Source organism: Spongorhabdus nitratireducens (assembly GCA_947387575.1).
In the GTDB taxonomy this organism is placed as follows: Bacteria; Pseudomonadota; Gammaproteobacteria; order Pseudomonadales; family Endozoicomonadaceae; genus CANDOC01.
Map to the genome: position 1 here is coordinate 111823 of CANDOC010000008.1, position 22898 is coordinate 134720.

General features: G+C 49.1%; 16 protein-coding genes. 2 read left to right on the forward strand and 14 right to left on the reverse strand.

Features of this window, described 5'->3' with window-relative positions:
* Window positions 1-97: 97 nt before the first annotated feature.
* Window positions 98-3097 (reverse strand): hypothetical protein, encoded by a 3000-nt coding sequence (locus ACYZZ0_RS15365; protein ID WP_461537526.1) that lies wholly within the window; start codon window positions 3095-3097, stop codon window positions 98-100.
* Between the two features lie 383 nt (window positions 3098-3480).
* The gene (locus ACYZZ0_RS15370) at window positions 3481-6837 is read right to left on the reverse strand and encodes a hypothetical protein (RefSeq protein WP_461537527.1); all 3357 of its coding nucleotides are present in this window, start codon (window positions 6835-6837) and stop codon (window positions 3481-3483) included.
* A 240-nt stretch (window positions 6838-7077) separates the two neighbouring features.
* Between ACYZZ0_RS15370 and ACYZZ0_RS15375 the strand changes: the two genes are divergently transcribed.
* Window positions 7078-10347, forward strand: coding sequence for a mechanosensitive ion channel domain-containing protein (locus tag ACYZZ0_RS15375; protein WP_461537528.1), 3270 nt, complete (start codon window positions 7078-7080; stop codon window positions 10345-10347).
* Here ACYZZ0_RS15375 and maiA read toward each other — a convergent pair.
* The 4 genes from maiA to hppD all read right to left on the reverse strand — a co-directional run bounded on the left by maiA (window position 10344) and on the right by hppD (window position 13323).
* The gene (gene maiA, locus ACYZZ0_RS15380) at window positions 10344-10970 is read right to left on the reverse strand and encodes a maleylacetoacetate isomerase (protein WP_461537529.1); all 627 of its coding nucleotides are present in this window, start codon (window positions 10968-10970) and stop codon (window positions 10344-10346) included. The two genes, ACYZZ0_RS15375 and maiA, sit on opposite strands and share 4 nt — an antisense overlap.
* 46 nt (window positions 10971-11016) lie before the next feature.
* Window positions 11017-11355, reverse strand: coding sequence for a 4a-hydroxytetrahydrobiopterin dehydratase (locus ACYZZ0_RS15385; RefSeq protein WP_461537530.1), 339 nt, complete (start codon window positions 11353-11355; stop codon window positions 11017-11019).
* Window positions 11356-11418: 63 nt separating this feature from the next.
* Window positions 11419-12207 (reverse strand): phenylalanine 4-monooxygenase, encoded by a 789-nt coding sequence (gene phhA / locus ACYZZ0_RS15390; RefSeq protein ID WP_461537531.1) that lies wholly within the window; start codon window positions 12205-12207, stop codon window positions 11419-11421.
* Between the two features lie 18 nt (window positions 12208-12225).
* The gene (gene hppD, locus ACYZZ0_RS15395) at window positions 12226-13323 is read right to left on the reverse strand and encodes a 4-hydroxyphenylpyruvate dioxygenase (protein ID WP_461537532.1); all 1098 of its coding nucleotides are present in this window, start codon (window positions 13321-13323) and stop codon (window positions 12226-12228) included.
* A 442-nt stretch (window positions 13324-13765) separates the two neighbouring features.
* Here hppD and uhpC point away from each other — a divergent pair, with 442 nt between their 5' ends.
* A complete protein-coding gene (gene uhpC, locus ACYZZ0_RS15400) occupies window positions 13766-15073 on the forward strand; it encodes an MFS transporter family glucose-6-phosphate receptor UhpC (protein ID WP_461537533.1) in 1308 nt (435 codons plus the stop codon).
* A gap of 62 nt (window positions 15074-15135) precedes the next feature.
* Here the strand turns inward: uhpC and ACYZZ0_RS15405 are convergent, their stop codons facing one another.
* The 8 genes from ACYZZ0_RS15405 to rlmB form a co-directional block, all read right to left on the reverse strand.
* Complete coding sequence (locus tag ACYZZ0_RS15405; protein ID WP_461537534.1) at window positions 15136-16779, reverse strand: hypothetical protein; 1644 nt, start codon at window positions 16777-16779, stop codon at window positions 15136-15138.
* A gap of 212 nt (window positions 16780-16991) precedes the next feature.
* Window positions 16992-18425, reverse strand: coding sequence for a replicative DNA helicase (gene dnaB / locus ACYZZ0_RS15410; RefSeq protein WP_461537535.1), 1434 nt, complete (start codon window positions 18423-18425; stop codon window positions 16992-16994).
* A 182-nt stretch (window positions 18426-18607) separates the two neighbouring features.
* The gene (gene rplI / locus ACYZZ0_RS15415) at window positions 18608-19054 is read right to left on the reverse strand and encodes a 50S ribosomal protein L9 (RefSeq protein WP_461537675.1); all 447 of its coding nucleotides are present in this window, start codon (window positions 19052-19054) and stop codon (window positions 18608-18610) included.
* A gap of 115 nt (window positions 19055-19169) precedes the next feature.
* The gene (locus tag ACYZZ0_RS15420; RefSeq protein ID WP_461537536.1) at window positions 19170-20036 is read right to left on the reverse strand and encodes a hypothetical protein; all 867 of its coding nucleotides are present in this window, start codon (window positions 20034-20036) and stop codon (window positions 19170-19172) included.
* Between the two features lie 27 nt (window positions 20037-20063).
* Window positions 20064-20288, reverse strand: a complete 225-nt coding sequence (rpsR, locus tag ACYZZ0_RS15425) for a 30S ribosomal protein S18 (RefSeq protein WP_461537537.1) — start codon at window positions 20286-20288, stop codon at window positions 20064-20066.
* A gap of 48 nt (window positions 20289-20336) precedes the next feature.
* Window positions 20337-20765, reverse strand: a complete 429-nt coding sequence (gene rpsF / locus ACYZZ0_RS15430; RefSeq protein ID WP_461537538.1) for a 30S ribosomal protein S6 — start codon at window positions 20763-20765, stop codon at window positions 20337-20339.
* Window positions 20766-21062: 297 nt separating this feature from the next.
* Complete coding sequence (locus ACYZZ0_RS15435) at window positions 21063-22007, reverse strand: D-2-hydroxyacid dehydrogenase (RefSeq protein ID WP_461537539.1); 945 nt, start codon at window positions 22005-22007, stop codon at window positions 21063-21065.
* A gap of 99 nt (window positions 22008-22106) precedes the next feature.
* Window positions 22107-22844 carry a 23S rRNA (guanosine(2251)-2'-O)-methyltransferase RlmB gene (gene rlmB, locus ACYZZ0_RS15440; protein WP_461537540.1) on the reverse strand — a complete coding sequence of 246 codons (738 nt, stop codon included), beginning with the start codon at window positions 22842-22844 and terminating at the stop codon, window positions 22107-22109.
* Between the last annotated feature and the right edge of the window lie 54 nt (window positions 22845-22898).

Genomic DNA, 22898 nt, shown 5'->3' on the forward strand with positions numbered 1-22898 from the left:
GTGACATTGTTGGAGAGACATAGTCACCACCGCTCACTCCAGTTTGCCAGTAGCAAGATTGTCCTCTCTTACTCACTGGCTGTTTCCGCTCAAGCCATCAGGCTTTTACCTTACCAAAGCGACTGCGCGCTTCAGGCACATACAGGTGCTTATACTGTAAATCCAGTATCTGCTCGAACACTTCCATCGCTTCGTCATACTGTTCATTCTCAGCCAGCTTATACAGGTGATCTCGGAGCTGTTTCATCGGTTTTTTTCCGCCAAGCTCATCAACTTTTTTCAGATCACTGATAATTTCCTTGATCTCAAGACGGGCATTACTACCTTCCTTGCCAATATTTTTCAGCAGTCCACGCAGCTGTGCTTCATGCTGCATCTTGAACTCAGCCCAGCGAGATGTATCACCATCAACTTCGTTCTGCAGTTTCCAGCCATTATACCGGGTCTGGATATACCCTGCGGTATCATCGCCAATGCGCTCATAGAGTTTATCCACAGAAGACAAGCTGGCACCGGCCTGCAGCTTGAGTTCTCCCCAGCTGCCTGCTGGTATAGATACCGTAGGACTGTTCAGACCAAGCCGGTCTCCGGCCATAATACGCAGGTTTTCCAGACGCCAGCCTTTTTCACCTTTGCCCATATTGAAAACCACCTGTACATCACTACTGAAATCCAGACCCAAATCAGGTAATACATTTTCACCCAGTGATAACCACTCTTCATTCTTGGCAAATCCCATTGCACTCATGCCAGGCGGATTACCTTTGAATGCCTTGAGTGCCGCGGATAGCATTGCCCCACCAGTCAGAGTGAAGCTGACAGATGCAGAGGTGCCGTCAAAGTCAGGGTTCGGGTGACCTTTCGTCTTCTCATACGACACTTCTGCACTGATCTCGTACTTGGTCTTGGGGATCTTGAAAGTAAAGGTACCGGTCTGCACCGTAGATTTGGATTTGGCTTTTTGTTTAGCCGACAATTCACGCAGGTTGCCCATTGTCATATTCATGCGAGGCTGGCGGTAATCCGTTTCCATGCTGTCCAGCAACGTCATGAATGCAGCATCATGGGTTACCGGTGTTTCATCCTCGTTGAAAGTCATACGATACAGCTGATCAAGTTTGCAGTGTGTGGCTATCAGCGATTTTAAATAGGTACCCCGGCCGTTGGCTCCACGCGCAGATTCCAGCCGGTGCTTGATCTTGCGAATCTCTGCCTTGTTGCCTCCCTTGAAACGCCCCTCATAACGGTTCACGACAGCGCCATAGTGATCATATTCCGCATAGAGTAAAGACATTGCTTGCTTGAGCTGATGTCGCAGAACCAGCTGTTGTTGATGCACCAGTTGTTTGTTGGGCCCTTGTGCCTTGGCATAACGTCCAGCATGGGTCTCTAACTGGCCTTTTAAATTATCCAGCTGGGCATGTCCGGCCTCACCGTCAAGCGTTTTCCCATCCCAGACCAGGGAGAATGATTTGGGTGCAATATCATCAACCAGATCAGGACGCTCTTTCAGCGCATCCATAAACTCGATCCGCTTTTTATAACGGGTCAGGGTATTTTCAATCTGGTACTCACCACTGACCATATCATCCAGCATACTGGCACCAATGCTGGCATCAACTTTCAATAATTTCGCTTCAAGAAATTTCGGTTTACGAGCGGCTTCAGCACCTATTCGATCGCCACCAGCGATAGCACCGACCTCAACCAACCGCTGCACCAGTTGTTCATTCTCAGCCAGGTTTCTGCGCTTGAGCTCATCCAGTTGTCTTACCCTTCGGGCACGGCGTGTATTCCCCGGCTTGCGGGTGAGCAACGCTGTTAAAAGATCATTGGAGTGGAATTCAACAAAGTCATCCAGGTTATTAAAAGTACGCTCAATCCCTGCGCCGCCTCCAACAGCAGCCTTTCCCTTGATCACATCATTGCCGATGGTCAGCCCGAGAGATACCGAGGTACCATGCTGGTCGCGGATTTTGCCGTCATCACCGGCCTCTGCCTGGAACTCATACTTGAGACCAATATTACCTCCCAGCAGGTTCACTCCAAACAGTCCACCATCCAGTTCCAGATCAAGATTAAGTTCAACAGATCGTGATGCTCCGGCCTCGTTCAGTCCTGCCAGCTGCTGTTTAAGCTGCTCCTTGAATTCACGCTTTACAATTGTGAGAGCATTTTCCCGAACCCGGTTCTGCAACATGGCAACAGTCTGTCGCGTTCGCTCCTGAGGCACCAGCTGTTTGACCTGCTTGAGCGCTCGAAACAAATCACTATAGGTTTTACTGCCGGGCTTGTGCTCTGCTTCTTTTATTTTGTCTTTTACTTGCTGCAGCAGAAGCTTCAATAAGGCTTTCTTGGCAAAATCCGGCTGAATACTTTTGCCGAGGTAGTCAATATATTTGGTCAGCACCGGACTCAGTTGAGCTGCATCCCCCAGATCCAGCGTTCTTCCCAACATGGCATCAGCCTGACGCTGCAGTACACTTTCCGGTCGATGAGCAATGACTCTGAGACCATTCAAACGAGCTGCCATCAGGTCAATCATTTTAAGGTCGGATTCGGAGAGTTTGTTTCCCAGTATCACCTGCTCTTGAAGGTAAGGCGTTTTTAACAAGACATCGACAACTTCTTCACTATATTTCTCCCGCATCTGGCCCGCTTGTTCCCTGCTAACCAGGCCTGACTTCACTGCTTTACCAACCAGAGTTTCATCGGAGTCCAGTGGATCTACAGGTTCGGGCTCCGGGTTACGTCGCATAAAACTCATGGTTTTGGTCATGCTGAACACAGAGCGAAAGAAGCTGCCTACTCGGCCAGGTCTGCCTTGGGTCTCCTCAGGAGTTTTTTGCTGCTCATAGGCTCTGAAATCAGGCTTGGTTTTAGTTTTATTTTTTCCTTTGTCAGCTTTGGCTTTAGTCTGACTATCTGTCGTGGTGTCTGAGACAGGCTGTTCCTGAGCTGGCTTCTTTTTGAACCATGGAATACTAAAACCTTTTTTCCAGCGACCTTTAGCTTTGGTTTTAGGTTCGCTTTGGTCTGTATCAGATAGTTTTGACTGAGGCGGCTCGGCATCTGTACGTCTGGGTACAAGAGCCATTTCGGAATGTTCCGGAGCTTCAGTTTCCTCTTCATCCGACACAGAGGAAGTATCTGAAAAAGAGCTGCCGGATCTTAGTGTCTCCTGCGTCCTCGAATACTCGGTTGAGTCTGATGATGAAAACGAATCAGTTTTTGAAACAGAGGGTTCAGGTATAACTCTGGACTGTCTTGTTCCAACCGGCTTTTGATCAGGCAAATTATCTTTATGCTGTCGCCCAATTAGACGTCGAATAGGGTCAGTGATGCCATGAACAACACGGGAGATAAAACTTTTGGCAGCCCGCCACATTTTCCGGAGCCTGCCCGGTTGTGGTGATTCTGCCTGCTGTGTTGAATGTTGGGTTGCTGCCGATGTTCTTCCCTGAACCGGATCAGCCATGTCTATTTTCTCCTGACTGCACGCTGATATTGCTGCACCAGATCTCCCAGTAATGCCGAGGCAATTATCGGGTCATCGCCTTTTTTCTGATATTCCTTCAAACGCTGCTGTATCGATGCTGCAAACCCGGTATCACCGATAGCCTTCAGCATAAGTTTCAGTTCTTTATCAGCCCCATTTTTACCATTGGCCAATTCCCCTACAAACCGGACCGTCTCAATTTCATTACCTTTGAGCCAGACCTGCCGGGCTTGTAGTTCTTTCTGCTGCTGCATCAGATTAAATCGCTTGCTGGCTTCTGTTCGATGAAGCCGATACTGAAAAGCCATAAATTCATTCAAACCCTGCAACATATCATCTTCAGAAACAGTTCCGGCGACATAGCCTTCCAGTTGCTCGCCAAACTTGACGGAAAAGTCCACCGGTATATCCCGGCGCTTTTTCATTGACTCCAATAGCACTTGCATTTCCTGATGGGCGTTGGTGCCCGGCTTTGCCATATTCTTTAAAAGGCTCAGTAACTGTTTGCGGTTCTTTTTGACAAAAGGCTGCCACAGGTTGTCGCCTCCTGCCGTTTTACCTCCGGCTGTCAGGCCGTTATAACGGGTTTGAAGATAAGTCAGGGTGTTATTTCCAATATACTCGTATCGATTATCGACCTGCCCCCTACTTCCTCCCAGCTTCAAGTGAAGTCCTACACCAGGCCCTTCTCCCAGAGGAATTTGTGGCGACGCGAGCCCGTCACTTTTTTCCTGTGTAACTCTAATGTACTGCAGCCTGGGACCTGTATCGGTTCTTATAATATTGAATTCCACCTGCATACCCGGCGTCGTTTGATATCCAAAGTCGCCCATATCAACATCACTGAACTGAAACCACGGGACGTCATCATTAAACTCAATGGATGAACTGTTAAAAGGAATCTCTCCCTTGCAGACCGACAGCAGGTCAGACATTTTGAAAACGCCACCAACCTTAAAGCTGACATTAAGATAACGCCCGTCATTGTCAGGGTTTGGATGCCCTGAAATTCTGTTGCCTTTAACCACAGCCCCGAAGCGAAGCGGTGTATAAGGAACGCCAAGATTTACAAAACCGGTCCCCTCGAGGTTGGTACTTTTAGCCTTGCTCGCATGCATTAAACAGGGTCGAATATGCTTTTCATTATTAAGGTTTAACTGAGGTGTGCGATATGCAGCTTCAATCCTCTCCAACTCGGAAAAGAAGCCGCTGTCATCAGTTACCGGAGACTCTTCCCCGGTGAAAGTATCAAGATAAACTTCTGCAAGCCTTGCATGGGTCAGCATCATGGCTCGCAAGCATTCCCCCCGACCGACAGCCCCTCGGCCAAGCTCCATTCGATGCTTCAAAAGTTGTAGCTGGGGTTTGGACTCTGCCGGCGCAGAGTCATAGCAGTTAACGGCATGAATGTAGGCCTGATACTCAGCTTCCAAAGCAGCTATTGAAGCTTTGGTTTGTTCTCTCAGCTCATGCAAGTCATGTCGTGCATCCTGCCACGCAACCTCCATACTTTCTGTCACCAGAGTACGTCGCGCCTCATCTCTTTCCATTTCGAGCTGCTTGATCTTTTGGTCACCCAGCTCTCCCGGCCAATACTGCCCCTGCAACAGGACTCCAAACTGCTGAGGTGTACCGAGCGCATGTACCAGTCCATAGTTATCCCGCAGTGTCTGAACCAGATCTGTTCTGCGGGTAAACTTCTGACGGGTTGCGGACGCAGAGACACCAGCTGACATCAGGCCTTCCAGAGCCGACATTCCCGCAGTTACTGTTCCGGCCTTGCTTGTCAGCTCGGTATAACTGGGTTGACGCTGCAGCTTTCCTATCAGCCTGTCACCCGGAGCTATCACCTTCAGTCGTCGCAGCTCATGTTCAAATCGGTTAATTTCTGCTGTAGCGGTTTTAGCTGCCGCATCTGCTTTGCGAGCCCGATAAACGCCCTTGCTTCCGGTCACTTTTTTCTGGTTTAGCAGTACACCCAGCAGATCATTGGCGTGAAAAGCTGCAAATTCATCAACATTGGGAAATACCTTTCCATCTCCAAACTCTCCAATGACTGCAGCGTCTGCAGCAATAACATCCTTGGGCCCAAGAACCAGACTGACTCTGGGGGACAGTTTATGAAGATCAACGAGGCGAGAGTCATCATTTGCTGAAACACTGAACTTGTACTCAAGCCCTGCGCTGATATCCGCCAGATGCATTCCGAAGACAGAAACTGCAGCTCCCAGCTCTATGTTGATACTGAATGAACGGGAAGCACCTCCTCGTTCCAGTTCAGATAAGCTTTTCTTGAACTGCTGCTGAAACTCCTGCTTCAGTTCGTGCAGCACCTGACTTCTGATCTGGTTTTTCAGCATGGTGACGGTCTGCTTCAACCGAGGATCACCAATACAGGCTGACATTTTGCCCAGTGACTTATATAGCTTGCCCAGATCGTCCAGACTCACTCTGTCCTGTTGATTCAACCGGTCCAGCTGGGCTTGAATTCCATCCGCTTCCGGAGCTACCTTATCAAGCTGTCTTTGAGAGAGCGCAGCCATAGCAGCAATATCACCATCCACTTCATCTAGCTCTGACTCGATTTCACTTTTCTGTTTTTGAAAATCGAACTGAAGGTCAGGGTCAGCAGGGTCATATCCGTATACCTGAAAGATGTCCTGACGCTCTTTTTCATACCCGGCCAGCTCCATTTCAAGCATCAGTCTTTTACTGTTGGCTTGCGGCATACTTTGCAGTCTGGTGCTCAGCCTTCTTATGTTATCTGCGTCCTGACATAAGCGTTGAAGCTTCTCCAGATCACGCTTTTCGGATAGAAGTTGTCGGCGTTCTAATGGCTCAACAGTTTCATACAGAACCGCGCCCACTGTTTTGCCAGCCAAAGATAACAGCGTTGAGGTTTCATCCAGATCCTGATCCTGGCCAATCAAGGCATTGGCCCACCACTCCAGCACATCATCAGGTCGCTTTTCCCTCACCAGATCAGAGAGTCTGGCAGCAGCCTTATCCAGTTGCAGTCCTTCTTTTTCAGTTAACGGGCAGGCTTGCTCCAATCGCCTTTTCATACCTTCAGCACATAACAGAACAGCCAGCGGCTTCTCTCCGTGCTTTGCCGCAAAAGCCTCAAGGTCTTTTTCCGAAAAAATGCCATTCGCGATGTAAGGCTTGGCAGCCTGCTCAAGCGACACTGAATATGTCTGAATGGGTTTAAGCGTTATGGAAAGAGCGGGAGCATGGGTTCTGGATACTTCAGGGACAGGCACAACCGGTCGTCCAAAAGCCGTTCCTGGCTCAGGAGCTCCATCTTCGAGGACATCCAGAGGCGGGGCTGATGGCACAACAACACCCCCTGTGCCAACACCTGTCGATCCTTGACTCATTTTGGCCTGTAATTACTGTTGTTATCCCTAAAAGTATAGAAATGATTGGCGAAATATATCTTTACCAAAGAAGCATTTTTAACCGTCAAATCACCTGATTAGACCTTCTTTATTTCTAATAAGGCGATACATTTATTTATATATAGCGGTTTGAAATATATCTGCAATTAGCACCCGACCGGGAAAGGATACCCTGCCATGGTGATTAAAACCGGCTACACACTGATTCTGGCCTTCTTTATCAGTTCTCTAAGCCTGTTTACCTCTGCGAGTACCAACCCGGTTCAAGACAGTACAAACTTGCCATCAATTAATGTAATACGGGACGCTGTCGCCTCGCAGGAGCAGAATAATCAGGACGAATCATCCCAGCGTCTGACAGATATCTACCAGAGAACTCTCACCCTGCTACAGCAAATACAGGATGAGCAGAGTCGTCTTACCCAACAGCAGGCTGAACTGGAGCAAGCCCCGGAAAAGCTTCAGGTTCTTCAGCAGCAGCTTGCTAAAGAGCGGGTACCAAACCAGTCCCGACTTCAACACCAATACCGTCACCTTGAAGAACAGAGTCTTAAAAAGCAGCTGGATCAACAGCAAGTCAGCCTTGTCGAGTGGCAAAACCAACTGACTCATACCCGCAATCGCCTTACCGCTGTTCAGGCAAGACCGGAGACAGCACGTACCGAGCTAACCCGCAATCAGGAAAGAGAAAAGGAGCTATCGGATCAATTAACCCAACTGTTAAGCAGTGAAGATAGTCTGCGGGAACCGCGTAAAGACATGCTGAATAGCCGGCTTTATCTGATACAGAAGCAGAACTCACGCCTCAATTTTGAAATCAGCGCTAGTACTCCATTAACCGAGCTGTTGCAGGTGCAGGGGGAGTTGCTACAGCAGCGCATTGATATTGCCAATCTCCATATCGAAGTACTTCAAACATTACTCAATGAGAAGCGTAGGGAAGCCAGTGAAGAAGCGGTTGCCGATGCCGCCAGCATGATAGAAGAGCAGGAAAACGTGCCAGCCATGCTACAGCATGAGGCTGCACGGAATGTTCAGCTAAGTGAAATGCTATTGAGATATGCCGACCAGATGGCTGAGTTGAACCATGAAAGCCATGATGTCAGCGAGCAGTTGCAGGTTGTGACCGATATTCGCCAGAGTCTGGATCAGCAAGTTGTGATTCTGGGTAACAATATGGCACTGGCCCGCATTCTCAGAGAGCAACAAAAAGCATTGCCACAGGTTACTATCAACCTGAACCTGAATGAACGCATTAGCCAGTACCGTCTGCAGCAATTCCGTTTAAGTCAGGAATTACGTCAACTAAACCGACTGAATATCTCCTCGAAAGAGGCATTGGCACGCTACCCGGGAGCCAAATCGCTGCTCTCACATCAGCAGCAGGAGCTGGGGAAGCTGCTGGAAAGTCGCCGAGAGTTATTGGATAGCCTGACCACGGAACTCAACAGTCTGTTGAGTCAGGCCCTGACGCTCCAGGTTCGACAGCGGCAATTGACTCTGACCAGCGCGTCTCTGGCGAAAACACTGGAGGAACAGCTATTCTGGGTTGCCAGTACACCACCCGTGACCCTGAGCTGGGTACAAACCCTTCCTGCCGATGTTTTACACCAGTTACGACGCTGGCCTGTCGATTCATTATGGACAAGCAGTGCCCTGTATATTGGTCAGTACTGGCAGGCGTTAGGCGCTCTGATCCTTGCAGCCGTGATGATTACAATTCGAAGACGATGGCTGCTACTGAAAGAAAGAAGTCTGGTACTTAAAATCGGCAATGTTCGCAGCGACAGCCTGCTGATGACACCTCTGGCACTATTTCTGGCTTTGGTTCGTCAACTCCCTGTCCCGCTGCTTGTTTTTGGTGTTGGCCTGAGCCTTAACACAGCAGGCATAGAGCACCCCGCCTATATGATGGCAGGAACGGCATTGCAGTATCTGGCTATGTGCTGGTTATTTATGAATATGGCTGTCCACATCACCCAATCTCACGGAATTGCCACCAGCCACTTCAGCTGGCCACCGGCACAGAACCGCAGACTACATCGACAGTTAAAGCAGATGAAGCTGATCATTCTGCCCATGGTACTGATAATAAGCCTGTCCGGACTGAATTTCTCGGATCTGGCCAGAGATCGTGCCGGGGTGATCATTATGGTGACCTGCCTCGCTCTGCAAAGTCTGGTTCTGTCTCGAATGCTGAATACCAGCCATTACCTGTTAGGGTCCCGCCTTGCTCATTTGATTATCTCCATGCTGCTGGTTGCCTTGCCGCTGTCGCTGATCGTGATGACAGTCACAGGTTACTATTACACCGCCCTGCAACTTGAAGAGAAACTGGTCCTGACCTTAATGCTGATTGCCAGTAGCTTTTTACTCCAGGCTATCGTTATTCGAAGCCTGCAGGTTGCTGCCAGACGACTCGCTTTTGCCCGGGCTCTGAGCAAAAGAGCCGCTCAAAAAGAGGACAAGGATGACAGTGACAATTACGAAGAACCTGCTCTCGATATTCAAACGATTAATCAGCACTCCCTGCGCCTGATTAATACCGGGCTGTTTATCGGTTTCTGTATTGCCCTGTACTGGGTGTGGCAGGATGTCTTCAGTCTGTTCAGTTATCTGGAAAACTTCCGGTTATGGGAAAGCTCAGCGAACAGCCAGGGGCAGCTGATTCCAGTAACTTTAAATGACCTGCTGATAGCCATACTGATATTTATTGCCAGTCTGGTACTGGCCCGTAACCTGCCAGGTTTTCTGGAAGTATTATTACTTTCCCGACTTCAGCTGCGCCCAGGCAGCAGCTACGCTACCACCACCCTGCTCAGCTATGTGATTACCGGTCTTGGTTTCTCTTTTGCCCTGTCCACCATGGGGGTCAGTTGGGATAAGGTTCAGTGGCTTATTGCCGCACTGGGTGTTGGTCTCGGATTTGGATTGCAGGAAATTTTTGCCAACTTTGTATCGGGGCTGATTATCCTGTTTGAACGCCCCGTCAGAATTGGCGACACAGTTACCATTTCAGATCTGTCCGGTGTCGTCAGCCGGATCAGAATGAGAGCGACAACAATTACCGACTGGGATCATAAAGAAATCATCATTCCCAACAAGATGTTCATTACCGAGAAGTTGATTAACTGGTCGCTTAGTGACTCAGTTATTCGGACAGTGGTTACGGTTGGTGTCGAGCACGACAGTGATCTGGAGCGCGTTAAGCGCTGTATGCTTCAGGCCGCTTCAGAAAACTCTCAGGTACTGAAAGAACCACACGCATCAGTCATGCTGGTTGGACAGGATGAAAATGCCCTGCACCATGAGTTAAGAGTGCATGTTGGTACTGTGGAAGAGCGGATTGCCGTCAGCGACAGCCTGTTGCGCCGGATTCACGAACTCTTCCAGGAAGAAGGCATTCGTCTGGCACGCAACAAGCTGGATATCAGACAGGAAGACTAAATTGCATCCGGTTGATTTGACGGCATTGCATCCTTGAAAGCCTGCAATGTGAGGCAATGGGTATTAATTGCTTCCAACCGTGGAAAATCCTGCATATCCACACCAAAGCGCTTGGCATTATAAACCTGTGGAACCAGACAGATATCTGCCATTGTCGGCTGGGCACCAACACAAAACGGGTCGCTGCCTACCTGCTGTTCCAGTGCTGAAAAACCTTTTCTTATCCAGTGCCGGTACCAGCGATTACGAGCTTCTTCATCCTGATCAAGGTTACTCTTCAGGTAGTTCAGAATTCTCAGGTTATTCAGCGGGTGAATATCACAGGCGATATGCTGGGCCAGACTGCGAATTCTGGCTCGCGCAAAACTGTCACCCGGCAACAATGAAACCTTGGGATAAGTTTCTTCCAGCCACTCCAGGATAGCGATGGACTGTTCCAGTATGTGTTCACCGGTATCCAGTGCCGGCACCAGCCCTTGGGGGTTAATCCCCAAGTAACCGTCATCGCTTTGTGCCCCTTCTCTCAGATTGACCGCCACCTGATCATAGTCCAGCCCTTTAAGGTTAAGGGCAATACGAATCCGGTAAGCGGCAGATGAACGAAAGTAACCATATAGAATCATTCCCTGTGCTCCTTTTTATAGGTGTGGAAGTTAGGGAGAGTTTGGTTTACTCAGCAGCACTATCAGTTCGGGCTGCCATGATGAAATCATTACGATGCAGTCCGCGAATAGAGTGAGTCCACCAGGTAACCGTTACCTTGCCCCATTCTGTCAGCAGTGCTGGATGATGTCCTGCGGCTTCAGCTAGTTCACCAACCCTGTTGGTAAACTCCAGAGCCTGACGGAAATTCCGGAACTTGTATCGCTTCTCAAGCTGCAAAATACCCTCGCGCTCTTCGACATTCCAGTCCTTCACCATGGACATCAGCTGTTGCATTTCTTCAGCGCTTACCTGAGGAGCACCTGACTTACAGGGGCCACACTTTTCCTGCGATAACTCGGACATCGAAAACTCCTGCCTGTGTCATTCTAGGCTGTGCAGTGATGAATTTTCTTTAATATGGTAAAACTATGAGGCTTTTCTCGGATAACGAGGCTCGAAAAGACCCAGCTCTTTTGCCCTCGCGATATTTTCAGTGATGCTGGCAGAATCAAGCGAGTGCAGCACTTCCAGATCATCAATCACGTAATAAACCGGCTGAAGAATATCAATGCGATAAGGTGTTCGTAGTACATCCAGAAGCTTGAAGGGTCTTCTCTCCGGTTGATCACTATCCAGACTGAATATGGATTCTCCCGGACTGGAAAGAATCCCTCCGCCGTATATTCGCGAACCGTCATCCGTTGCAAGTAATCCGAACTCAACCGTCATCCAGTACAATCTGGCCAGAAAGACCCGGTCCTCTTTGGATGCCTTGTAGCCCAGCTCGCCATAGACCTGAGTAAAATCGGCAAAGGCCTGATTGGTCAATAACGGGCAATGACCAAATATTTCATGAAAAACATCCGGCTCTTGCAGGTACTCGAGCTCATCGATGCTGCGGATAAAGGTTGCTACCGGAAAGCGTCGGCGGGAAAGCAGCTCAAAGAAACGGTCAAATGAAATCAGTGCAGGAACTCGTTCTACTTTCCAACCCGTAGCAGGTTCCAGTACCTGATTAATTTCATCCAGCTGGGGAATTCTGTCTTCAGGCAAACCCAACTGTTTCAGGCCATCAAGATATTCCTGACAGGCACGAGAAGGCAGCACTTCAAGCTGCCTCTCGACCAGTAGTTGCCAGATTTCGTGTTCTTCTTCAGGGTAGTGAATAGTGCCATCAGAGTCGGGCTTTCTGGCAACATACCGGGTACCCTTCATTGTCAGGACCTCTGCCAATCAGGCTTCTTCTTTCAGCACACCCCGGCGAATCTGATCCCTTTCCATGCTTTCAAACAGGGCTTTGAAGTTACCTTCACCAAACCCCTCATCACCTTTGCGCTGGATGATTTCAAAAAAAATCGGGCCGATCACTGTTTCGGTAAAGATCTGCAACAACACTCGGCCACCTTTCGAACCGTCCATCAGTATGGCATGCCGTTGCATATCATCCACATCTTCCGAATGTCCCGGCAGACGTTCATCCAGCATTTCATAATAAGTATCTGGTGGAGGCGTCATAAATTTCACTCCACGCTCACGCAACCCGTCAATGGTTTGATAAATATTGCCTGTTGTCAGGGCAATATGCTGTATACCCTCACCGTTATACTGCTCGAGATATTCTGCAATCTGGCTCTTGTCATCGGAGGATTCATTGATTGGAATTCGCAGCTTGTCGCAGGGTCCGGTCAGTGCTCTGGACTTGAGTCCGGTGAGCTTGCCGGAAATATCGAAGTAGCGGATTTCCCTGAAGTTAAACAACTTTTCATAAAAGCCGGCCCACTTGTCCATTGCACCCTGGTAAACATTGTGAGTCAGGTGATCAATCACCTGCAGGCCTTCTCCCTTATGGTCGGGGATTTCGGAGTCAGCTTCGTCAAAAGGCAGAAAATCCACATCGTAGATCGAGCCCGCATCACCATACCGGTCAACCAGATAAATCCGGCTACCGCCAATGCCCTCAATTGCCGGGATATTCAATTCCATCGGCCCAGGCAAATCCGAAACCGGTTTGGCACCCAGTTCAAGTGCCCGCTTGAAAGCATAACCGGCATCTGCAACCCGGAATGCCATGGCGCATGCACAGGGGCCATGGGCAGCAACAAAATCAGAAGCAAAGCTTTCAGCTTCACCGTTAATAATGAAATTGATATCACCCTGCCGCATCAAAATGACATTACGGGAGCGATGACGGCCAACAGCCCGGAAGCCCATTGTTTCAAACAGGGATACCAGCTCCTGAGGATCAGGTGCAGCATACTCTACGAACTCAAAACCATCCGTCCCCATGGGGTTGTGATCGGTAATCAAAGCAGTATTCAGGCGAGGGGGCATACATGTCTCCTGGATTACAGAAAGCATGTGAGATTTACCGGAGGGGTCGCCACCCGGTATACAGCACTCACAAACCGGCAGGCTTGCCATTAGTTATTGTTATTATTTATAGAGGCTGTCATACCATTATCCACCACTGCAGGTGCAGTCAATAGTAATCAACCTCTTATCGGCAAATTGTTCGATTCTGTTCCATTTTTAACATTCCATGCGGAACAAATCACCTTCCCATCTGCTCCAAATATCAGTCTACGTAGGTGAATCCTGTACAGCTACAGCATCAGAACAGGCCAATTTACTGTCTTCAAGCTGTTAACACCAAGCAACACAACAAAACATTTAAACAGGATTAAATATCGTCTGACGCGCAAAAATCAGACTAAAGTGTCTAAACAGCTTCCCAAAAACGAAACATAAACTGAAACCTAAACGATACCTAACTATGAGTAGCAGTGAGATGTCGAGCACCGCTGATCTTGATCAGGCAGACACGGATCAGCTTTATAAATATTGGCGGCTTCAGGTTTTTCTGGGTATTTATGCAGGTTACGCTGTTTTTTACATTACCCGAAAGTCATTCACATATGTGACCCCGGCCCTGATACAGGATTTGGGGCTGGACAAGGTTGATATAGGGCTGATCGGAACGCTTTTCTATTTCACTTACGGTGCCAGTAAATTTATAAGTGGCATTCTGAGTGATAATTCAAATCCCCGTTACTTTATGGCTATTGGCCTGTTTATGACGGGTGTTCTCAATGTGCTGTTTGGCCTCAGTTCATCCCTTACTGCTTTTGCCACGATATGGACATTGAATGCCTTCTTTCAGGGCTGGGGATGGCCTCCCTGCTCCAAGGTGCTGAATAGCTGGTACTCCCGCACAGAGCGTGGATTCTGGTGGGGAATCTGGAACACAACCCATAATATTGGAGGCGCTTTAGCTCCGGTGTTACTTGGCTGGCTGGTTATGACTGTAGGCTGGCAATTTGGCATGGGTGCTGCCGGCCTGCTGGCGATGGCAATGACCTTTTTCCTTATTTCCCGGGTTCGTGATAAACCTCAAACCATGGGGCTGCCCACTGTCGGACGCTGGCGTAATGATGAAAAGGAAATTGCCCATGAGCAGGAGGGACTGGGACTTAGCAATAAAGAAATTTTAGTTCGTTACGTACTAAACAACCGAATGCTATGGCTGCTGGCACTGACCTACATCCTGATTTATATCGTCAGGACTGCGATTAGTGACTGGGGTAATCTCTATCTTACAGAAGTACACGGTTACTCTCTTTTGACTGCGAACTCTGCATTATCAGCATCAGAAATCGGCGGTTTTCTTGGCTGTCTGGTTGCTGGATGGGGCTCTGACTGGTGGTTCAAGGGTAACCGTGGTCCTATGAACTTTATTTTTTCTGTTGGCGTTGGTCTTACTGTACTGGGCCTCTGGATGGTTCCAGTAGCGGATTATTCTGTCCAGCTGGGCCTCTTCTTTATGTCAGGCTTCTTCATTTACGGCCCTCAAATGCTGATAGGAATGGCGGCTGTGGAGTGCTCTCACAAGAATGCTGCGGGAGCATCCAATGGTTTTGTCAGCCTTTTTGCCTATGTCGGAGCAGCTCTGTCGGGCTATCCAATAGCAAAAATCATGGAGACCTATGGCTGGAATGGCTTTTTCTCTACGTTATCGGTATGTGCAATGCTGGTTATTTTGCTGTTTATTCCCTTTCTTCTTTTTAAAGGCCGCTTCAAATAACAGTTAATCAATTATGCTCCCCGGTAATATGTTTAGGTGCCGGGGAAGACGACTTTAAGTTTTCAATCATCCTCAGAGTATCTGGCTCTACGACGAAAACACCGCTTAAACGGGCTTGTAATACAGTGAATTGCTGCTTTTCCTCCATTCCATGTGGCTATAGTGACAACCTGTATAAAGCCACTGGCTGCAGGCAGTAGCACATCAATTCCGAGAGCTAAAGCAAAAACCGTAATGTTCCCTGTTGGAGATGGGTTTACATCTTCAACATATCCTGTTAGAGGTGTTGTCTGATTCAGCATGTCTGTTGCATTCAGCTCAAGGCATGTCTGATTTAAGTCTCCAGGAGGAGCAATAACCCCCATTGTTTCTCCTGTCACCGCTATATATGGCGATAAGGCATTCACTATCATTATCAATGATCCATTAATAAAAATAGCCAAGCCGATACCTGTCAGGTTCAAGCAATACCTGGATTCACGATTCTTACAGAGCTGATAGCCAGAAGTATAAATATTGGTTGTCCATGGTTTCTTTTTTTTACTTGTTTCAATCCTAAGGTATTTTTTAAACTTATTTGATTTTAAATATTCACTTTCTTTTTCATAACGATTAAATCTCACCAGCGATGCTACCCAGTCTCGCAAAAATTTTCTTTGTTCTTCATCTACAGAAGCATCAACAGCAGCATATTTTAGTGCTGAGCTAGAGTTATAAGAAATACTATTCAGAAATGCCTGTACATCCAGATCTCTTAAAATACTCTGCAGTTCCTCTTCGTCCAACCCTGTCTGTTCGACCAAAAGATCAAGCTTTCGCAGAGATATCGCTTCTCGATGTCTTTCTTCATTCTCTCGCTTATTATTGAGATATTTTTCGGCACATAAAAGCCAGATAATAACAGGAATCGGCATAATGATAGGGCGCAATAGCGCAGGAACCAACGAAATTGCAGAACCTATTCCAATACTGCTGACCAGCCCAATTATCGTAAGATCGAGACGACTCAACAGTCCTCCATACAGGGGACCTCTAATTGAAAAAGAAGCACCATGACTAGTCAAGCCACATACAAGGGGCATATTATTTTCAAGAATTGTTATACGCGCCCCATCAAGAACGAGACTGTTAATAAATGCCATCTCGGATATATTCAAAATACCGATCATGGAATATATAAATACATTCACCAAAACATGCATCAAGTAGTGGACATTTTGATTATGAAGCAGTTCATTTGATGATTCGATAAAACCAGCAACCCATTCCGTACGCTGGAGTTTATCAACAGTGGTAAAATGATACTCTTTTGGGATTAGATGATCATAATCTTCATATAATAACTCTCTTCTTTTGGCAGGAGGGAGTCGTAAAAAAAACTCACAAGCATTTCTAAACTCTTCACTTTTCATCGACCGGATAATTTTAGTGGAAAGCTCCGGGTCTTTGACGCTAATAAGTGCACACAGAAACTGTTTAACATCACTTGAAAAGAACTCTTGTGTTAAAACAGCTTTTCTTCTTCTTGCCAACCCCCTCTGTACTTCGTCAGCATCCATACCATCATACGTCATAGGTGATGTAGGCAATGCGTCCATTTCAATAGCTATATCGCCGGTTTCTTTCCTGATAACTGAAGGGGATGGGGATGCTTCAGAAGATGTATTTGGTGCCAAAAATGGAGATGGGCATTCATCAGCTATCACAGTAGTCAGATAACAGAACGAAAAAAAAGCAGTCAGAATGACTCTGCTAAAGAACCCCGTTATCGAACAGAGCCAAACTGTTTTTGAAACCGCCACTGTAGCGCTGAGAGCATAGTAGAAAATGTTTCCTGACTATAGCAAATTAGTCAGGAATGCATGCTGCGATCAAATAAGTACTCGAGCGATCGTCTCAAGTATGCTCAATATCAGAATCAATCATCCTGAAACTGCCCATACATTTCTGCAGCCAGATTATCAAACCGGGAAAACTGTCCCTGAAATGCCAGACGACAGGTGCCGATAGGACCATTTCGTTGTTTACCGATGATAATCTCAGCCACGCCCTTGTATTCAGTATCAGGGTTATAGACCTCATCCCGATATACAAACATGATGACGTCAGCATCCTGCTCGATCGCACCGGATTCACGCAAGTCAGAGTTAACCGGGCGTTTATTGGGCCGCTGTTCAAGGGAACGGTTCAACTGTGACAATGCAACAACCGGCGTCTCAAACTCTTTGGCCATCGCTTTCAAAGAGCGGGAGATTTCAGAAATTTCATTGGTACGACCTTCGCTGAACCCGGGTATCTGCATCAACTGCAGATAGTCCACCATGATCAGGCCAATATCTCCATGCTCTCTTACTACCCGGCGAGCACGGGATCGCATTTCAGAAGGGCTGATACCGGCCGTGTCATCAATAAACAACTTGCGATCCTGAATCAGTGTCATGGCAGACGACAGCTTGGGCCAGTCATCATCGGTCAGCTTGCCGTTTCGAACAGAGGTCTGGCTAATTCTTCCCAGCGATGCCAGTGAACGCATCATCAACTGTTCAGCAGGCATTTCAAGACTGAATACCAGAATCGACTTCTCAGTATTCAGCAAGGCATTTTCAACCAAATTCATGGCAAACGTGGTCTTACCCATTGAGGGACGACCCGCCACGATCACCATATCGGATGCCTGTAGACCAGATGTCATTTCGTCCAGATCGGTAAAGCCGGTGGTAATACCGGTAATCTGGTCACCAGCATTGAACAGCTCATCGATTTTATCGATGGTTTTGTTCAGCAGCGTTTTAACATCAACCGGACCACCCGTTTTCGGGCGTGATTCAGCAATCTGGAAGACCAATCGCTCAGCCTCATCCAGAATCTCGGCACTGTTACGCCCTTCCGGCTGATAAGACTTATCCGCGATTTCCTGACTGACAGAAATCAGCCTGCGCAGAACCGCTCGCTCATAAATAATGTCTGCGTAAGCTTTGATATTGGAAATACTGGGTGTTGCTTCAACAAGCTCGGTCAGATAATCCAGCCCACCGGCCTGCTCTAGCAGCTCCCTGTTCTCCAGATGCCCCATCAGGGTAATCGGGTCAAATGGCTTGCTTTCAGCCGCCAGCCCCACCATCGCTTCGTAGATGGTTTTATGTGAAGGGTTATAAAAATCTTCCGGCGTCAGGGTGTCAGCGACCTGATCCCAGACCTTGTTATCCAGCAGCAATCCGCCCAACAGCGACTGCTCGGCTTCAACAGAGTGTGGGGGAGTCTTCAGTGCCATCATGGCACCGTCCAGAGACAATTGCGGTTCCGGGTTGGCTTCATCCGGAATCATGGCGTCAGGAGATTGAGGGTCTAACATGGTTGCCCGGTTATCAAGCCAATGCGAGAGAAGAAATAGTCCTAGCTCTTATCATGCCATCTATGTCATATGAAACAAAATCCGGCATGAAACAAAATCGCCCGCGCCGGAACGCATCCGGGGCGGGCGACTGGCAGCCAACAGCATCAGGCCGTCAGCCGCAGATCAAGCGCAGTAACTGATTATTCAGCTACAACGTTAACCTTGACGGTAGCATCAACGTCAGTGTGCAGGTGAACAGCTACGTCGTACTCACCGACCATGCGCAGAGCGCCAACCGGCAGACGGATTTCGCTCTTGTTCACTTCAACACCGGCTGCAACGATGGCGTCAGCCAGGTCGCGCGCACCGATAGAACCGAACAGCTTGCCTTCGTCACCAGCTTTGGAAGCCAGAGTAACTTCCAGTTCAGCCAGCTTTTCAGCACGAGCTTCAGCAGAAGCCAGGGCTTCAGCAGCAGCCTTTTCCAGTTCAGCACGACGTGCTTCGAAAGCTTCCAGGTTTTCCTTGGTAGCCGGAGCAGCTTTGCCGAAAGGAATCAGGAAGTTACGGCCGTAACCAGCCTTAACGTTTACTTTGTCGCCCAGGTTGCCAACGTTGGCAATTTTTTCAAGCAGAATGACTTCCATCACGCTTACCTCTTTATCGCCACGAGTGCTGCATTATCGCCGTTTCGAGGCGTTTACCGCGCTCTAATGCGGCACAGTCACTCACGGTTTTAACCATGAAATTTTACCTGCCACCTCAACCTTGCAGTCGTTTCCGCATTCTGCCGCGGAAGTCGATCAGGCTGTCGAGGCAAGCCAGTAATACGATCAGGGGATACATCACCTGCGTCATGAACATCAGCAGCAGATAGAAAACTATCAACCAGTGATGGCTCAGTCCGCGCAGTCCCACAGTACCGTGCACCAATCCGATTCCTGCAATCAGCAACGGAATCGACAGTGCCGGCAGCAATACCGCCAGTGGTTTCCAGAGCGAGGCACCGAGCATCATGGTCAGCAACAGGGCACCGGCCATGCCGGCACTCAGCCGCAGCTGATGAAGTTCGCTCTGAAACCCGCCCGGGTTATACAGTGCCGCCTGCCAGCGTCGCGCCAGAATCAGCGCCATCACGCTTAGCAGCAGGTTAAACCAGCCCAGAACACCGATTACGATATAGCGTAAAACCAGTGCCATCTGATCCTGATCAACCCCGCTGTTTCCAAAGTTCTTCAGCTGTGTTGCCACAAACTGCTGGACCATGGAAACTAGCATATCCACTGCCTGGGGCATCAACCCCAGAATCACACCTGCGGACACAGCACTGGCTGGAATAACCAGCAACAGTGTCTGGGTCCAGGACACACTGCGACGCAGCCAGGCTGCCATCATTGCAGTCGTCAGCAGACAAATCAGTGCTGACGGTTGTCCGGTTGCTGCCCAGGCCAGAGCCGGCAGGGAAGACCACATCAAAGTGCTGACGCCTTCCCGGGATCCGAATCTGAGCCAGACCAGAGCCACCGCAGCGGCTCCGAGCCAGTACATCATGGGCAGGGCCATCATGCCTGCAGCAAATGCTACCGCCTGCCAGCGGCCACGCATGATGAATCCCGCAATACCACCCATCAGTATCCCTCTTTCAGAGGCATACGATTAGTGACGATCGCAGTACTGCAGCAGGGCAATGTAACGGGCACGCTTGATAGCAGTTGCCAGCTGACGCTGGTAACGAGCCTTGGTGCCAGTGATGCGGCTCGGTACGATCTTACCGGTCTCGCTCACGTATGCTTTCAGGGTGTTGATGTCCTTGTAATCAATTTCCTGGACACCTTCAGCGGTAAAACGGCAAAACTTCCGACGACGGAAAAAACGTGCCATAACAGCGTCTCCTTAATTATTCAGTTACAGATCCGATAGAAACGCTGATTATTCAGCAGCTTCTTCAGCCTTGGCTTCCTGAGCAGGTGCTTTTTCAGCACGCTCTTCACGACGATCTTCGCGACGGTCGTCACGACGGTCATCGCGACGTTCGCGCTTCTCTTCCTGCATCATGATGGAAGCTTCAGTGATGGCTTCGTTGCGACGAACGATCAGGTTACGGATAACCGCGTCGTTGTAACGGAAGCTGTCGGACAGTTCCTGCAGAGTGGCGCTGCCGCACTCAATGTTCATCATCACGTAGTGAGCTTTGTGGATCTTCTGGATCGGGTAAGCCAGCTGACGACGGCCCCAGTCTTCCAGACGATGAACCTGACCTTCGCCTTCAGCGATGGTCTTCTTGTAGCGCTCGACCATAGCCGGCACTTGCTCGCTCTGATCCGGGTGAACCAGGAATACGATTTCGTAATGACGCATATTTGCTCCTTACGGGTTTATAGCCTCCCGTCGTAACGGTGAGGCAAGGAGAACCGGATGCAAAATAATCCGGCCTTTACAGTCGACACTGATAAAGCCCGAAATATCCCGTTAACCTGCAACCTTGCGGGTCAAAACAGGGCGTCCGGCGATAAAAGAGCGGAAATTCTAGAGAACGGCGGCCCAAGATGCAACCTCGAAGGGCTACAGGTTTGCCCGTATAGCAAAAGGCCTTATTGCCATTGCTCGGCAAATAAGGCCACTGCACCGCCTTAGATGATTGATCAAAACCGAAGATTAGAGCTGTTTTTCAATAAATTTGTGGAGATTATCAGCAACCATATTCACCAGCCGCTGCCGTGCTTCCGGGCTGGCCCAGGCACAGTGGGGTGTCACAATCAGGTTGGGAATGGCGTTATCCAGCAGAGGATTGCCATCAACCGGAGGTTCCTGAGTCAGCACGTCAGTTGCAGCACCACCCAGTTCTCCAGCACGCAGGGCATCTGCCAGCGCCTGTTCATCAATCAGGCCGCCCCGTGCAGTGTTAATCAGCAGCGCATGTTTCGGCATCATAGCCAGTCGTGCCGCATCCAGCATATTAAGGGTTGCGTCCGTCAACGGGCAGTGAAGGGAAACTACATCGGCCTGTCTCAGGCCTTCTTCCAGTTCAATACGGTCAGAATGACTGGAGGGTGACCCCGGCACTGCAGCTTTCAGTACCGTCATTCCAATACCTTCAGCCAGTTTTGCCATCGCCTGCCCCAGCACTCCATAACCGACAACCAGCAAGGTTCGGCCAGCCAGCTCCATTGGAGGATAATCAAGACGGCAGAAAATCGGGCTTTGCTGCCACTGACCGTTCTGCATTTGCTGTTGAAGGAAAGGTAACCGGTTGGCAAGAGCCAGCATCAGAGCAAATGCATGCTGGGCAACAGACTGAGTGCCATAGCCACTGACATTGGTCACGATTATACCTCGTGCTGCAGCAGCTTCCATATCAATGATATTGGTACCGGTTGCTGTAACACCGATATATTTCAAATCAGGGAGGTGACGAAAATGCTCTTCTCTCAGGCAGACCTTGTTGGTCAGAACAACAGATTTACCTTCAGCGCGGGCCAGCAGATCATCTGGTGCTGTAACACCATACTTTGCCCACTCAACAGGAAGGTTTGTTATTGGCGACAGATCGACATCAGCTCCCAGCGTGTCGGCGTCCAGCATCACTCCCGTCAGTTTCATGACATCCCCTACATTTATAATCTGATCAGGGGAGACATTATTGGCTGTCTTTTTTCAGATTCGCAAGATGCCCGGGCGGACACCTTGCTTCAGCTTTAATCAGCTGTTGCGCTGACGTACCGCTTCAAACAGACAAACGCCGGTTGCCACGGAAACATTCAGGCTACTGACGCTACCAGCCATCGGAATAAACACCAAGGCATCACAATGTTCGCGGGTCAGACGGCGCATACCTTTACCTTCAGCACCCATCACCAGCGCCATCGGGCCTTTCAAGTTTGCCTGATAAACATTACCGCTGCTTTCACCGGCAGTACCGGTAATCCAGATACCACGCTCCTGCAGACTTTTCAGGCAGCGTGCAAGATTGGTCACCTGCACCAGCGGCACATTATCAGCAGCACCACAGGCTACTTTTCTTGCGGTCGCATTCAAGCTTGCGGATTTATCCTTGGGCACAATCACAGCGTGGACACCAGCTGCATCAGCTGTACGCAGACAGGCACCCAGGTTATGCGGATCGGTTACACCATCCAGCACCAGCAGGAATGGCGGCTCATCCAGTTTATCCAGCAGATCATCCAGATCATGCTCACGATGAACGGTTGCTGCACTGACTCGGGCGAGAATACCCTGGTGCACACCGTCAGCCTGACGATCCAGTCGGGCTTTATCTACAAAGCGAACATCGATACCGGCGGCTTTAGCCTGCTCGATAACATCTTCGATACGACCACCTTTACGGCCGCGCTGAACCTGAATTTCACGCACCTGATCCTGCTGGCGTTCCATCAGGCTCTGCACTGCATGCAGGCCGAAAACAATATCTTCACTCATAAAACGGTTTGCAATTTACTTAACTGAGAAATGAAAAGATCAATGCCGGAGGTT